At 66.6% G+C, this 13,690-nt stretch carries 11 protein-coding genes; 6 read left to right on the plus strand and 5 right to left on the minus strand.

Annotated features, from left to right (window positions below; genetic code table 11):
- Window positions 1–60 precede the first annotated feature (60 nt).
- From MRBLAR12_RS13140 to MRBLAR12_RS13150, 3 genes are all read left to right on the plus strand, one after another.
- The gene (locus MRBLAR12_RS13140) at window positions 61–4,923 is read left to right on the plus strand and encodes an NAD-glutamate dehydrogenase (protein WP_364746563.1); all 4,863 of its coding nucleotides are present in this window, start codon (window positions 61–63) and stop codon (window positions 4,921–4,923) included.
- Window positions 4,924–5,080: 157 nt separating this feature from the next.
- Window positions 5,081–5,584, plus strand: a complete 504-nt coding sequence (locus MRBLAR12_RS13145) for a GNAT family N-acetyltransferase (protein WP_229991934.1) — start codon at window positions 5,081–5,083, stop codon at window positions 5,582–5,584.
- 47 nt (window positions 5,585–5,631) lie between these two features.
- Complete coding sequence (locus tag MRBLAR12_RS13150; protein ID WP_079555099.1) at window positions 5,632–6,066, plus strand: acyl-CoA thioesterase; 435 nt, start codon at window positions 5,632–5,634, stop codon at window positions 6,064–6,066.
- Here the strand turns inward: MRBLAR12_RS13150 and MRBLAR12_RS13155 are convergent.
- From MRBLAR12_RS13155 to MRBLAR12_RS13170, 4 genes are all read right to left on the minus strand, one after another.
- Window positions 6,005–7,105 (minus strand): FAD-dependent monooxygenase, encoded by a 1,101-nt coding sequence (locus tag MRBLAR12_RS13155; protein ID WP_364746566.1) that lies wholly within the window; start codon window positions 7,103–7,105, stop codon window positions 6,005–6,007. The two genes, MRBLAR12_RS13150 and MRBLAR12_RS13155, sit on opposite strands and share 62 nt — an antisense overlap.
- Window positions 7,102–7,494 (minus strand): nuclear transport factor 2 family protein, encoded by a 393-nt coding sequence (locus MRBLAR12_RS13160; RefSeq protein WP_229991933.1) that lies wholly within the window; start codon window positions 7,492–7,494, stop codon window positions 7,102–7,104. The genes MRBLAR12_RS13155 and MRBLAR12_RS13160 overlap by 4 nt, the downstream gene beginning before the upstream one ends.
- Before the next feature lie 116 nt (window positions 7,495–7,610).
- On the minus strand, window positions 7,611–8,801 hold the full coding sequence (locus tag MRBLAR12_RS13165) for a 4-hydroxybenzoate 3-monooxygenase (protein ID WP_229991932.1): 1,191 nt from the start codon (window positions 8,799–8,801) through the stop codon (window positions 7,611–7,613).
- A 95-nt stretch (window positions 8,802–8,896) separates the two neighbouring features.
- Complete coding sequence (locus MRBLAR12_RS13170; RefSeq protein ID WP_364746568.1) at window positions 8,897–9,676, minus strand: IclR family transcriptional regulator; 780 nt, start codon at window positions 9,674–9,676, stop codon at window positions 8,897–8,899.
- A gap of 132 nt (window positions 9,677–9,808) precedes the next feature.
- On the opposite strand from MRBLAR12_RS13170, the gene MRBLAR12_RS13175 reads away from it, so the two are divergent.
- Window positions 9,809–11,113: an MFS transporter gene (locus MRBLAR12_RS13175; protein ID WP_229991930.1), complete on the plus strand. Its 1,305-nt coding sequence runs from the start codon at window positions 9,809–9,811 to the stop codon at window positions 11,111–11,113.
- Here the strand turns inward: MRBLAR12_RS13175 and MRBLAR12_RS13180 are convergent.
- The gene (locus MRBLAR12_RS13180) at window positions 11,110–12,192 is read right to left on the minus strand and encodes an FUSC family protein (protein WP_364746572.1); all 1,083 of its coding nucleotides are present in this window, start codon (window positions 12,190–12,192) and stop codon (window positions 11,110–11,112) included. The two genes, MRBLAR12_RS13175 and MRBLAR12_RS13180, sit on opposite strands and share 4 nt — an antisense overlap.
- A 257-nt stretch (window positions 12,193–12,449) precedes the next feature.
- Between MRBLAR12_RS13180 and mscL the strand changes: the two genes are divergently transcribed.
- A complete protein-coding gene (mscL, locus tag MRBLAR12_RS13185; RefSeq protein ID WP_229991928.1) occupies window positions 12,450–12,947 on the plus strand; it encodes a large conductance mechanosensitive channel protein MscL in 498 nt (165 codons plus the stop codon).
- Between the two features lie 86 nt (window positions 12,948–13,033).
- On the plus strand, window positions 13,034–13,597 hold the full coding sequence (locus tag MRBLAR12_RS13190; RefSeq protein WP_364746574.1) for a DinB family protein: 564 nt from the start codon (window positions 13,034–13,036) through the stop codon (window positions 13,595–13,597).
- The last annotated feature ends 93 nt before the right edge of the window (window positions 13,598–13,690 follow it).

A 13,690-nucleotide genomic window follows, 5' to 3' on the forward strand; every position in this document is an offset into this window, starting at 1 on the left:
TGGGGACAGGATGGTCGGCCGCGGCATGCGGTTGATCCCGCGCCGTGGAGGCGCAGAATCATGTCAGGCAAATCGGTACACCCGGGGCATGCGCCCGGAAGCGTTTTCCCCGGCTTCGATAAACAGTTCCTCGCGGCGTACTACGAGCACACGGCGCCCGAGGACCTTCAAGGCTACAGTCCCGAAAACCTGGAGCAGCGGGCCCGGCACCATGCGGAACTGGCGGAGAGCCGCCCGGCAGGCACGGCGGCCGTCGGCATCCTGAACGAAGGCGAAGCCAGCGTCCTGCTGGTCGTTGCCGACGCCTTACCGCACTTGCTCCATTCGCTCACTGCGGAGCTGACCCGCCGCAACGAGTCCATCCGGTTGCTGGTGCATCCCAATTTCCTGGTGCGGCGGGAACCACAAACGGACCGCTTGTTGGAAGTACAGCCCGGGTCCCCGCAGACCGGATCGACGGGCCGAATCATCGGCACAGCGCCGCCCGGCACGGCGCCGCCCGGCTCCGCCCAGTACCCGCCGGATTGGTCGTCCGAAACCTGGATCGCGGCGGAAATAGGCCGCCTGCCGGGGTCGCGTGCCACCGAGGAGCTCACGGACAACGTGCGGCGTGTCCTGGCGGACGTCCAGTTGGTTGCTGATGACGCCCCCGCCATCCACGCCAGTCTCGCCCGCGCCATCAGCTCCCTGGACCGGCTGCCCGCTGGCACGGTTCCTACTCCGGAGCAGCTCGGTGAGCTCCTGGACTGGCTGGACCGCGGCAACTTCACGTTTTTGGGATACGGCGAATATGAATACCCGACGACGGAGGGCACGGATGTAGTGACGGTGCGTCCCGGCACGGGGCTGGGCCTGCTCAGGGACGGGCGGCCGGAGGCCCGCCAGCCCGTTACGGGGCTGCCGCATCCGCAGGTTCTCACGCTCTCCATTTCGGATCTGAGATCGTCCGTCCCGCGCCCGGCTTACCTGGATGAAATCCTCGTCCGGACCTTCGGCAGCGCCGGCACGGCCACGGGAGAAGTCCGGTTTGTGGGCCTCTTCGCCCCGGGCGCCACGGGCCGGTCTGTGCGGCGCATCCCGGTCATCCGGGACAAAGTGCGCGCCGTCCAGGAGCGCTTCGGCTTCACCGAGGCGTCCCATCCCGGCAAACAGCTTCTCGCCGTCCTCGAATCCTTCCCCTTGGACGAGCTGTTCCACCGGGACCTCGACGAACTTTCCGGGCTTGCCCGCGAGATCCTGCTCCTGCAGGCACACCACCAGACACGGGTGTTCCTGCGCGCTGACAGCTACGGCCGCTTCATGACCGCCCTGGTGTTCCTCCCCCGGCACAGGTACAGCACGGCCGTCCGCCTCCGGATCGAACACGAGCTCAAACAGGCGTTCGGCTCCTCCTCGCTCGAATTCGAAGTCCGGCTGAGCGAATCCCCAATGGCCCGCGTGTTCTTCCGGATACTGCTGCCAGCCGGCGGGATGCCCGACGTCGATCCCGCTGCAGTGGAGCGGAGCATTATCAGCGCAACGCGGACCTGGGCCGAGGGCCTGGACGAGGCGCTCCGTAACAGGTTGCCGGCCGGGGAGGCGAGCCGGTTGTCGGCTCTTTGGTCCGCCGCCTTCCCGGCCAGCTACAAGGCTGATTTCGAAGTCGAGGATGCCGTCGAAGATATCCTGCAGTTCGAGCAGTTCGATCTCGACGGCGCCGGTGGACGACCGCTGAACGATCCGCAACTGTCCGTTTATGTGCGCACTGCCGCGTCCGCGAACCTGGCCGAAGACGCACGGATCCGGCTCTACCTGACCACCGCTTATAGCTTGACGCGCATCCTGCCGTTCTTCCATAACCTCGGACTCGAGGTGCTGAACCAACGGCCCTTCGATGTGGTGCGCGGGAACGACTGGCCTTTGTTCCTCTATGACCTTGGCGTCCGGTATCCGGCCGGCGTGGATCCCGCCCGGACCAGCGCCCTGCTGGGGGACGCCTTCGGAGCCGCCATGCGCGGGGACTCGGAATCGGACCGCTTTGACGGCCTTGTCCTTCGCGAAGGCATTCCATGGCGCGAGGCGGCGGTCCTGCGCAGCTATGCCAAGTACCTGCAGCAACTGGGCACCATGACTTCATACGGTTTCATGGCCGATACGCTGCTGGCCAACGTCCGGGCAACCCACGGGCTTCTGGCACTGTTCCGGGCCAAGTTTGACCCCGATCTTCGGGCCCCAGGCCGGTTGGGAGATACCGAGGCAGCCCGGAAGGAATTGCTGGCCGCGATCGAGGAAATTCCCGTCCTCGACGCCGACCGGCTGCTGCGCACCTTCATGAACCTGGTGGAATCCACGCTCCGCACCAACTACTACCAGAACAGGCCCCACCTGAGCTTCAAACTGAGCCCCTCCGCTATTGCGAGTGCGCCATTTCCCCGTCCCAAGTATGAAATTTGGGTGTACGCACCCCGCGTGGAAGGCGTCCACCTGCGCTTCGGGGAACTGGCCCGCGGCGGGCTGCGCTGGTCGGACCGAAGCGAGGATTTCCGCACCGAAGTCCTTGGCCTGGTCAAGGCGCAGAACGTGAAGAACTCGGTGATCGTGCCCACCGGCGCCAAGGGCGGTTTTTATCCCAAACAGTTGCCTGACCCGTCCTTGGACCGCGACGCCTGGCTGACGGAGGGCCTGGAATGCTACCGGATCTTCGTCCGCGGGCTGCTGGACGTGACCGACAACCTGGTCACCACCGCACACGGCGAAACAGTGGTGCCTCCGGCGCGCGTGGTGCGGCACGACGTCGACGACTACTACCTTGTGGTGGCGGCGGACAAGGGAACAGCGTCATTTTCCGACGCTGCGAACGCGGTGGCCGAGGAGTACGGCTTCTGGCTGGGCGATGCCTTCGCTTCCGGCGGGACCGTGGGCTATGACCATAAGCAGATGGGCATCACGGCACGCGGGGCCTGGGAATCGGTGAAACACCATTTCCGCGAACTCGGGATGGACTGCCAGGAAGAGGACTTCACAGTTGCCGGCATCGGCGATATGAGCGGCGACGTCTTCGGAAACGGAATGCTTCTGTCCCGCCACATCCGGCTCGTGGCTGCATTCGATCACAGGCACATCTTCCTTGACCCGACGCCGGAGGCGGGGTCCTCGTTCGAGGAGCGGAGGCGGCTCTTTGCCCTCCCCCGCTCATCCTGGGCGGATTACGATCCAACCCTGATCAGCGCGGGCGGTGGTGTCCACTCCCGCCGGGCGAAGGCCATCAGCATCACCGAACAGGTCCGGAGCTCTCTCGGCCTGGACCCTGGCACCGTGTCCCTGCCACCCCACGCGCTGCTTCAGGCCATCCTCCGGGCGCCCGTGGACCTGCTGTACAACGGCGGCATCGGAACCTACATCAAGGCATCGTCAGAGGGCAACGCCGAGGTTGGCGACAAAGCGAACGACCCCATCAGGGTCAACGGCAATGAGGTGCGGGCAAAGATCGTCGTCGAGGGCGGGAACCTGGGAATCACGCAGCTCGGGCGGATTGAGGCCGCCCTGTCTGGCGTCCAGCTCAATACCGATGCGATCGACAACTCAGCCGGAGTTGACTGCTCGGATCATGAGGTCAACATCAAGATCTTCGTGGACCGGATGATCGCGGCGGGAAAGATGCCGACGGCGGAACGCGCCGATTTCCTGCATTCCCTCACGGACGAGGTGGCCCGCCTTGTTCTGGCCAATAACGTGGACCAGAACGTCTTGCTCTTCAACGACCGGCACCTGGGACTGGAGTGGAGCCCGGGCTTCGAGCGGACCATGGACTGGCTCGAGAACGCCACCGACCTCGACCGCAGGCTGGAGGGCCTGCCAAGCAGCAAACAGCTCCGGGCACGGCTGAAGTCAGGTGAGGCCCTGACCGCGCCGGAACTGTCGGTGCTGGCCGCCTACGCCAAGATCGAACTGGCAGCCGAGCTCAACGCCAGCGACCTTGCCGACGACCCGTGGTTCCGGCGCGTCCTCAGCGGCTATTTCCCGCGCCAGCTTTCCGAACGCTTTGAAGCAGAACTGGAGGACCATCCGCTGCGCCGACAGATCGTGTGCACAGTAGTGGCCAACGACATGATCAACCTCGGCGGAATCACGTTCGCCTTCCGCGCCATCGAGGAAACCACGGCGACGGCCCCCAGTGTTGCCAAGGCCTTTGTGGTGGCGCGGGAAGCCTACGACCTGCCGTGGATCGTCAACCGGCTGGCGGCACTCCCCGCCGGATATCCCAACGAACACGTTGCCGAAGCGACCCTGCACATGCGCAGGGTCCTCGACCGGGCCACGCGGTGGTACGTGACGCACGACCATCGCGACCAGCCCGTGGACGCGGCCTTGGGTCGGATCATGCCCACCATGGAACTACTGCGGACCTGCACCGTGGACTACCTCCGCGGCTCGGACCTGGATCGTGTGCAAGGAAGGCTCGCGCACTGGGACGCCGTGGGGATGCCCCGTGAGCTGGGCCTGCGTGCCTCCGACCTGCTGGAGAGTTTCGGGCTGCTGGACATCTCCCTGATCTCCGAACAAGTGCGCGAACCGATCGCCACCATCGCCGATCTGTATTGGGCGGTTTTCCAGCGGATCGGCGCCGCGAACCTCCTGCTCAGCATCACCGACCTGCCGCGGCAGAGCCGCTGGGAGGCCCTCGCGCGGGCCGCCCTGCGCGATGATGTCTATTCCGCAGTGGCGGACATGACCGTCTCGGTGATGGAAACCACCCAGGGCCTTGGCGCCGCAGACGCCGGCACATCCGATACCGTGGAGCGCATCGTAGAGTGGGAACGCGGGCACCAGGAGCAGCTCGCACGGATCAAGGACACCTTCGCGGAAGTGACCAAACCGGGGCAGGTCGATATCGCCTCAATCTCCGTGGCGCTGAAACTCCTGCGGACACTGGTGCGGCGCTAAGCTGTGGCCGCCCCAGGTCCGCCGGGAAGTCGAGCCGTAGGCAGCAACCGCAGGCCCTCCATCCACAGTTCTCCCGAACCTTACCGGCAGGAAACACGGCCGAAACCGCCGGCGCCTAGCCTTAGACTGCATAACACTTCGGCGAATCGAGGCAGTCATGCAGACCAATCCGCGGCTCAACATCCGTCAGGTCACCTGGGCGAACCCCGTCGGCGCGGACCTGAGGGCCGCCCAGCAGGCAGAACTCGAGGCCCGCTTCGGCCGGCCCGACCACGAGCCCGGGCCGCCGCCGTCGGAAGCGGACACGGCGGTGTTCCTGGTGGCGCACGACAAAGCCTCAGGCCAGCCGGTCGGCTGCGGCGGCCTTCGCATGCTGGACGCCCAGACCGCCGAAATCAAGCGCCTCTATGTGCTGCCCTACACCCGCGGCTCAGGGGTGGCGAGCTCCATCCTCGCGGCCCTCGAAGCCCACGCCCACGCCCTGGGGATCACCACGCTGACGGCGGAAGCCGGCTCGGTGCAAACCGACGGGCGGCAGTTCTACGAGAACTCGGGCTTTGTGTCCGTGCCGAACTTCGGGCCGTATGTCGGCGTGGTGCACTCGTACTGCTACGCGAAGCCGATCGATTCGCACAGCGCCGCGCACACCGCCATGGCCTGAGGCCGTCACACAACGCCGCCCGTCACGGAGTCGGCTAACCTCGCACTATGGAATCGGCCGACATCACTTTCCGCACCCGCAAATGGGTGCGGCCCGAGGACCTCAACGCCAACGGCACCCTGTTCGGCGGGAGCCTGCTGAAGTGGATCGACGAAGAGGCGGCCATTTACGCCATCCTGCAGCTGGGCAACGGCCGGGCCGTCACCAAGTACATCTCCGAAATCAACTTCGTCAGCTCCGCCGTCCAGGGCGACCTGATCGAAATGGGCCTGACCGCGACCCGCTTCGGCCGGACATCGCTGACCATGCGGGCCGAAGTCCGGAACATGATCACGCGCCGGAGCATCCTCACCATTGATGAGATCGTCTTCGTGAACCTGAGCCCGTCGGGGAAGCCCGAGCCGCACGGCTACACCGAAATCACCTATGACCGGGACCGGATTCCGACGCACCACCTGACCGAGACCCTGGACCAGGACTAGCCAAGCCCAGCAGCGCGTCCCGTACAGGCTGACCACGTTCGGCCAGGGCCAGCCGCATCACCCCCGACGACGCCGCCCGCAGCGCCTGCGTGCGCAGGAGGCGCGCCCGGTTATAGGCCCTCAGTGCCTCGTCCACGGGCCGGGTGTTGAGAAGCTCCGCAAGGGTCACGGCATCGACCAGCGCTTCACAGGCCCCCCGGCCAAGATTCGGGGTCATCGCGTGGGCGGCATCGCCGACGAGGGCTACCCTTCGGCGGACATAGCTGCAAAGCGGCGGCGTTGTCCAGACCCGCTGCACTAGTGATGTCCGCGGCTCTGCCGCGGCCAGGACCTCGAGGATCCCCGGTGAGTAGCCTGCGTAGCGGGCGCGTGTTTCTGCCAGGGCGGTGGCGACATCCAGGCTCCCGGGACGTGCCCCGGAGCGGAACGCCGCGTACCAGTTGGTCCCGGCCGCCGCGGGACCAATCCCGAACAGCTGCCCGCGGCCCCAGTATTCGCCCGTGTGCCCGCACCACAGCCGCCCGGGAACCACGCCGCGGACCGCGAGATACGGTGTGGGCCGCGCCCCGGAGCGGGCGCCCCAGCAGCTGCGGCGGACCGAGCTGTGGACGCCGTCGGAGCCCACCACAAGGCCGGCGGGGCCGGGCCGGACGATGTCGATGCGGCCGGATGCCCGGCCCACGCTGACCGGAACGGCGGCGTCCAGCAGCCGGATGAGGTCAACCCGGGAAACGCCGAGCAGTCCTGGCGCCTGTGCCGCTGTCCATGGCTTGCCGGAAGCCGCACGGACACTCATGCCCTCGATCACCGGGCTGGCCTCCCGGACCGCGTCCAGGATTCCCAGGCGGCCAAGGGCCCGCTGGGCCGCGGGCCACACCGCAAGGGAAGTTCCGACGGTCGGGAGTCCGTCGCGTTGCTCGTGGACGGTGACGTCGAACCGTGCGGGATCGAGGCGGGCTGCCAGGGCCAGCCCGGCGATGCCGCCGCCGATGACGGAAACCGCCTGCCGGCCGGGATCAGGCGGCGCCGGTTCGGTCACGTCCAGAATTCGTCTGCCTTGGCCGTGTCCTCGAAGAATTCCCGCCCTTCGGTGATCTTTCCGTCGCGGACCACAAACGTGATGACGGTGGCCAGGTCCAGGGTCTTGCCGTTGTTCTCCCCGCGGGTTTGCTGGATCGCGACGGTGTGGTTTTCCCCGCCCACGATGTCCTCGAGGTCCGCTTGGAAGTTACCGTGGGTGCGCGCTCCCAACTCGCCGAAGTACGCCAGGATCGCGTCCCTGCCCTGTTTGGTTCCGGAAAGCACGCCGCTTCCGGGAACGTACCAGACAGCGTCCTCCGCGAACATGTCGCTGAGGGTAGCCATATCCCCTGCGTTGAACGCCGTGTACCCTCGCCGGACCAGTTCAACATTCTCTGCGGTTCCCATGATCGGACACCTCTCCGTCATCCTTGTCGGGCCATGCTGGGACGGTTAAAGGCTAGCCCTGGCCCCGGCACGTGTCGACGGAAATCTGTCTTCAGACCAGGGCTTCTGCCGGAGCCCTAGCGGGCTCCGGGCCAGCCGGTGTAGGCCTCCGCGAGGTAGGCGCGGCCGTGGCGGGAGGACACCACGGAATGAAGTTCGCCGAGCTGGCGGGCGCGGGAGAAGTCGTCGGCGTCGGCGGAGGTGTGCAGCATGGAGGTCATCCAGTATGAGAACTGCTGGGCCTTCCACACCCGGTTCAGGGCGCGGTCGCTGTAGGCGTCCAGGAGCACGGTGGAGCCGGTGGAGTAGAAGCTGTCGAAGCCCTCAAACAGGACCTTGACATCGTTCAGCGCCAGGTTCAGGCCCTTGGCCCCAGTGGGCGGCACGGTGTGCGCGGCGTCGCCGGCGAGGAACAGGTTGCCGTGCCGCATGGGGGCGTGGACAAAGCTGCGGAACTTCAGGACCGTCTTGTCGATCACCGGTCCTTCCTTGACCTCGAAGCCGTTGCCGTTGACGCGGCTGCGGAAGGCGTCCCAGATGCGGTCGTCATCCCAGTTGTTGACGTCCTCGTTGGGGTCGCACTGGAAGTACATCCGCTGGACCGACTCGGTGCGCTGGCTGATCAGGGCGAAGCCGTTTTCCGAGTTGGCGTAGATCAGCTCGTCGGAGCTGCGCGGCGCCTCGGCCAGGATGCCGAACCAGGCGAAGGGGTATTCGTGGAAGTACCACTTGCGCTGCGCCTCCGGAATCTGGAAGCGGCAGTGGCTGCGCGAACCGTCGGCACCGGCGATGAAATCGGCCTGGAGTTCGTACTCGACGCCGTCAGCATCCGTAAACCAGACCTTGGGCTTGGCTTCGATGTCATGAATGGTGGTGTCCGTGACGGCGTACCGGACGTCCCCACCGTCGGCCTTCCGGCGTGCGGAGAGGTCCAGGAACACGTCCGTCTGCGGGTAGAGCCACACCGATTCCCCAACCAGGTCCTGGAAGTCGATCCGGTGGCTTTCGCCGTTGAAGCGCAGTTCGATTCCGTCATGCCGGTCGCCGTCGCGCAGCACCCGGTCGGAGACGCCGCTGTCGACGAGCATGTTGACCGAGCCGTGCTCCAGGATGCCGGCCCGCACCGTCTCGGAAATCTCCTGGTGGGTGCGGATCTCGAGGACGGTGGATTCAATGCCGGCCTTGGCCAGCAGGTGGGACAGCATGAGCCCGGCCGGGCCGGCACCCATGATCGCTACCTGGGTGTTGATGACTTTTCGCTGTGCCATGTTCATCTCGCTTCGTTGCGGGGTTGGGGCGGTCAGGGACCGGGGGCCGTTTTGGTCTTCCGGCTAACAGTGTGCTCCCCAAGGCGTGATGGGCGTTACATCAATTCCGCTGAATGGAATGAGAGGCTCTCGCGGGACTCGCCGAGCCGCCGCCCGATCCCGCGGGCCGCGGTCTGCAGGGCGGGAACGAGCGCCTGCAGGCGCACCTCGTGAAGGGGAACGACGACGCCGAGGGCCGCCACGGCGAGCCTCCTGCGGTCCAGTACGGGCACGGCGATCCCCCACGTGTCCGGGTCGACGACGCCGGCCAGCTGCGCATAGCCCTGATGGGCCGCTTCGCCCAGGAGGGCGCGGAGGTCCGCCAGGGCCAGCCGGCCGGTCGGATCGCTAAACCCTTCGAGGTACTCGGCCTGGACGTTGCGGGGCTGGTTGGCCATGAGCACCAGCCCGGCGGAGGACACGTGCACGGGCATCCGGCCGGCCACCTGCGCACGGTTGGCGACCGAGCCGCGGCGGGACAGCCGCTCCACAAAGAGCACTTCCTGGCCGTCCAGCACGGCGAGGTTCACGTTTTGGTTGAGCACCTGCTGGATGTCCTCCATGAGCGGCAGGGCGGCCTGGCGGAGTTCAAGCGTGGGGGAACTGCGGTTGGCGAGCTCCCAGAGCCGCAGGCCCAGGCTGACTGAGCCACCGGGAGCGACTTCAAGCAGGCCGTGCCCGGCCAGCTGCCGGACGAGCCTGTGCGCGGTGGTCAGCGGGAGTTCCGCCCGCGCGGCCAGCTCCGAGAGCTGCAAAGCCGTGACACCCTCCGGGAAGGCGGCAATCAGCCGCAGGATCCGGTCCACCACCGAATCGCCGGAGTTTGAATTGGCCACGCCCCTCCTTCCATTGAACGGTTTTTAGTGTCCCACGCAACACTCCCGGGTGATAGAACTCTCACAATAGGAAGAGTCCGACCTACACCGCCGGGCACGCGGAATCACGTAAATACTAGCGCTGAGGTAGCAATGTCAATGTCGTCATTGGGAAACAAATCACGGTGGCCCGTGTGGCTCTGCTGGCTGGCCATGGTGCTGGACGGCTTTGATCTGGTGGTGCTTGGCACGGTCATCCCGACCCTGATTAAGTCGCAGGAACTTGGCTTCGACGCAGTCGGGGCGACGTTCGCGGCGACCATCTCCCTGGTGGGCGTGGGGCTCGGCGCGCTCTTCATCGCGCCGCTCTCGGACCGCCTCGGCCGGCGAAACCTGCTGGTGGCCTGCGTGACGTGGTTTTCCATCTTTACGATTGCGGTCGTCTTCGCACCGAACGTGGCATGGTTCAGCGCGTTCCGGCTGCTCGCCGGCCTTGGCCTGGGCGCCTGCCTGCCCGCCGCACTGGCCTACATGAACGACTACGCGCCTGCCGGGACGGCTGGAAAGTCCACCACCCGGACCATGACGGGATATCACGTCGGCGCCGTGGCCACGGCGTTCCTGGCCATCATGGTCATTCCAAGCTGGCGGACCATGTTCGTGGTGGGTGGCCTGGCAGGCTTTGCCCTGGTCCCCTTCCTGTGGTTCAAGCTTCCGGAGACACTGCCGCCGGTCCACCACATCCCCGCAGCCGCAAAGTCCCCGGCCGCCACGTCCCCGGCCGTCAACCCGGCGCTCACCCCGGACAGCGCTGTGGCCGCCCCGGCGGAGGAACGCGCCAGCTTCCGGGACCTTGGCCGCAAGCCCTACCCGATGATCGCCGCCGGCGTGGCCGTGGCGTCCTTCATGGGGCTGCTGCTGGTCTACGGCCTGAACACCTGGCTGCCGCAGCTCATGGCCTCCGCCGGCTACAGCCTGAACGCCGGCCTCGCCCTGCTCCTGGTCCTGAACGTGGGCGCTGTGGTGGGCCTCCTGATCGCCGGGGTCCTCGCGGACCGGCACGGCACCAAGAGGATCGTCCTGCTCTGGTTTGGCCTCTCCGCCGTGTTCCTCGCCGCGCTCAGCATCCAGATCCAGAATGAAGTGGTGCTCTATGCCGCCGTCTTTGTCACCGGCGTGTTCGTCTTTAGCTCCCAGGTCCTGGTCTATGCCTGGGTCAGCCAGCTCTTCCCGGTCCGGCTCCGCGGCACCGCGCTGGGCTTCGCCGCCGGCGTGGGCAGGCTGGGAGCCATTTTGGGCCCCGCCGTCACCGGCGCGCTGGTCGCCGCCGGCATCGCCTACCCGTGGGGCTTCTACGTTTTCGCCGCCGCCGCACTCCTGGCGGTCCTCGCCCTCGCCTTCGTCCCGCAGACCGTGCCGGCAGTGTCCCGCACCGGCGCCGGCGTCGGGCACTCCTAGGAGACGCGCCCGGGGGTCCTCGCCCCGCGGCGGCCCCTGAGGCCGCGCCACGCGCCGGGCGCCAGCACGACGGCGATGCCGACGGCGGCACCGATGACGGTCTCCACGATTCTGTCGCGGAGCAGGATGCCGGGCGGCATGGGTGCCACGAGAAGCGTGGAGATCAGCGCCAGCGGCGTGACGAAAACCTGCGCCAGCATGTACTGCCGCGCGATGAACATCTCGGCGCCGAACTGGCACGCGGCAATCACCAGCACCGTCTGCCAGGGCGTCGGCTGCAGGAGCAGGATTCCGGCGAGCAGCACCAACCCCAAGGCAGTGCCCGCGATCCGTTGCAGGCCACGGCTCACGCGGTGCCGGGTGGTATGGCCCACGAGCGGAACGACGGCGGCCACCATCGCCCAGTAATTGTGGCCAATTCCAAGCCATTCCCCGGCCAGGGTACCCAGCGTTCCCGCCACGCCTGCCGCCACGAGGTAGCCCACGCTTTCGTGCCAGGCGACGCGTTTCTCCTGCGGTGTAAGGGCCGCAGGCCTCGGATTCACCCACGGGGTCCGGTGGCTCCGCGCCACCCGCGAGGACTGGCCGAGCAGCAGGGAGAAAGCGACCGTGAGTACCGCCACGAGCATGCACTGCCACAGCGGCGGCTGGTTGGGGATCGACGCGATGGCCGCGAACGCAAAGATATGGAACAGCGAACCCGCGGGACGCAGGCGCCACCACGCGACAACCAGGGAGCAGCCCCAGGCGATCACCGTGGTAGTCCCGACCAGGACCCAGGCGGTGCCTGCCGCGGAAAGCCCGGCAAGAGCGTCCACACGCGCTGTGAGGGCGGCCAGGAACATCACCAGGAGCATCAGCCCACCGCCCCGCACCTGAAGAGTCAGCCGCCTGGCATGCGGCTCATTCCGGCCGTAAATCCCGGTGAAGGCGCCGAAGGAAGCGAAGATTGCCAGATCCAGGCGGTCAAGCAGCACCAGCGTGATCAGCGGAACAAAGACCCCCACGGCGCAGCGGAGGGCGACCTGGTGGTCCTTGTTGGCCGGGGCGATGGTGAACATCTCGGAGAACAGCTTCACAGCGCAGGCCTTACAGCCTCAGGCGCACAGCGAAATGCTTTCATGGGCGTGTTCTTCATGGGCAGGCTCTCACGGGTCGGGCGCCTCTCGTTGCAGTCGGAGTATTACGACGGCGGCGTTGGCATCCACCACGGAGTTTACGCCGGAACGGTGCGGCGGCGGCATCGGAATCCGTTGATCGGGATCTGCTGGGCGCCCAGCGAAGTGGTAGCGTCTATCGGTTGAATCAAGCCAGCAACGCACACCGGAGGTTCCCCATGCTCAAAGGATTCAAGGATTTCATCCTGCGCGGCAACGTGATCGAACTGTCCATCGCCGTCGTGGTCGGCACGGCCTTCACCGCCCTGGTCAGCGCCTTCACTTCCAACATCGTCAACCCGATCCTCGCTGCCGCCGGCGGCGTCGAGACCCAGGGTCTGGGCTTCCACGTTTGGCCGGGCAACGACAAGACCTTCGTGAACATCGGCGCCGTGGTGACCGCCTTCCTGACCTTCCTCATCACTGCTGCGGTGGTGTACTTCATCTTCGTGGCCCCGATGAACCGGATCAACCGGATGGTCAAGAACCGACTCAGCGCCGCTGAGCCCGAGGAAGAACCGATCCCGGCCGACACTGCGCTGCTGGCCGAGATCCGCGACTTGCTGGCCACGTTGGCCGGTCCGGAATCCGACGGCGGCCGCACCGGGGCCGGGGAGCACCCGGACGGGAACACGTCGGCTGTCCCTGCCGGCGTCGCAGCCCGCCGTCAGGCTTAGGACTCGCCCTATGGCGGGCGGGAGGTCCGGAGTACTTTGATGTAGACACCCCCGCCGCTCGGGCCTGGATGCCGAGGAGGAACATCGTGCCGGATGTTAGCTGGAACCACGAGCTAGTGGATCAACTGGACTGGCATTTTGCCAATCAGGCCCGCCCGAGGCTGGACGGGTTGACTGACGACGAGTATTTTTGGGAGCCGGTTCCGGGCTGGAGTGTCCGGCGCAAGGACGCATCAACGCCCCCGACCGCGCCGGGTACGGGTGATTTCACCATTGATTTCAGCTACCCGGAGCCCGTTCCTGCTCCGGTGACGACCATTGCCTGGCGCCTGTGCCATATTCTGGTCGGCGTGCTGGGCGCGCGGACAGCATCACACTTTGGCGGTCCTGCCGTGGATTACCAGAATTTCGCCTACCCAGGCACGGCGGCCCTGGCACTGGCCCAAGTGGACGAGTATTACGCCCGGTGGATCCAGGGCGTGAAGAGCCTCAATGAGGCCGGTTTGGGGGCAGCCTGCGGTCCGTCCGAAGGTCCGTTCGCCGAGGCCCCCATGGCGGCACTGGTCCTGCACATCAACCGCGAGATGATCCACCACTTGGCAGAGGTCGCCCTGCTCCGCGACCTCTATGCGCACCGCCACTTGCTCTAACGCAGCCCCTAGGGCGCGTTGCTGCGAGCCTCCCTCCTGCCCGTCCGGTCCGAAACCGTCACCCGGCGGCAACCGGGCCGAAACAGCTGGCCG

Origin of the sequence: Arthrobacter sp. LAR12-1-1.1 (assembly GCF_040676555.1) — a bacterium.
Lineage (GTDB): Bacteria > Actinomycetota > Actinomycetes > Actinomycetales > Micrococcaceae > Arthrobacter.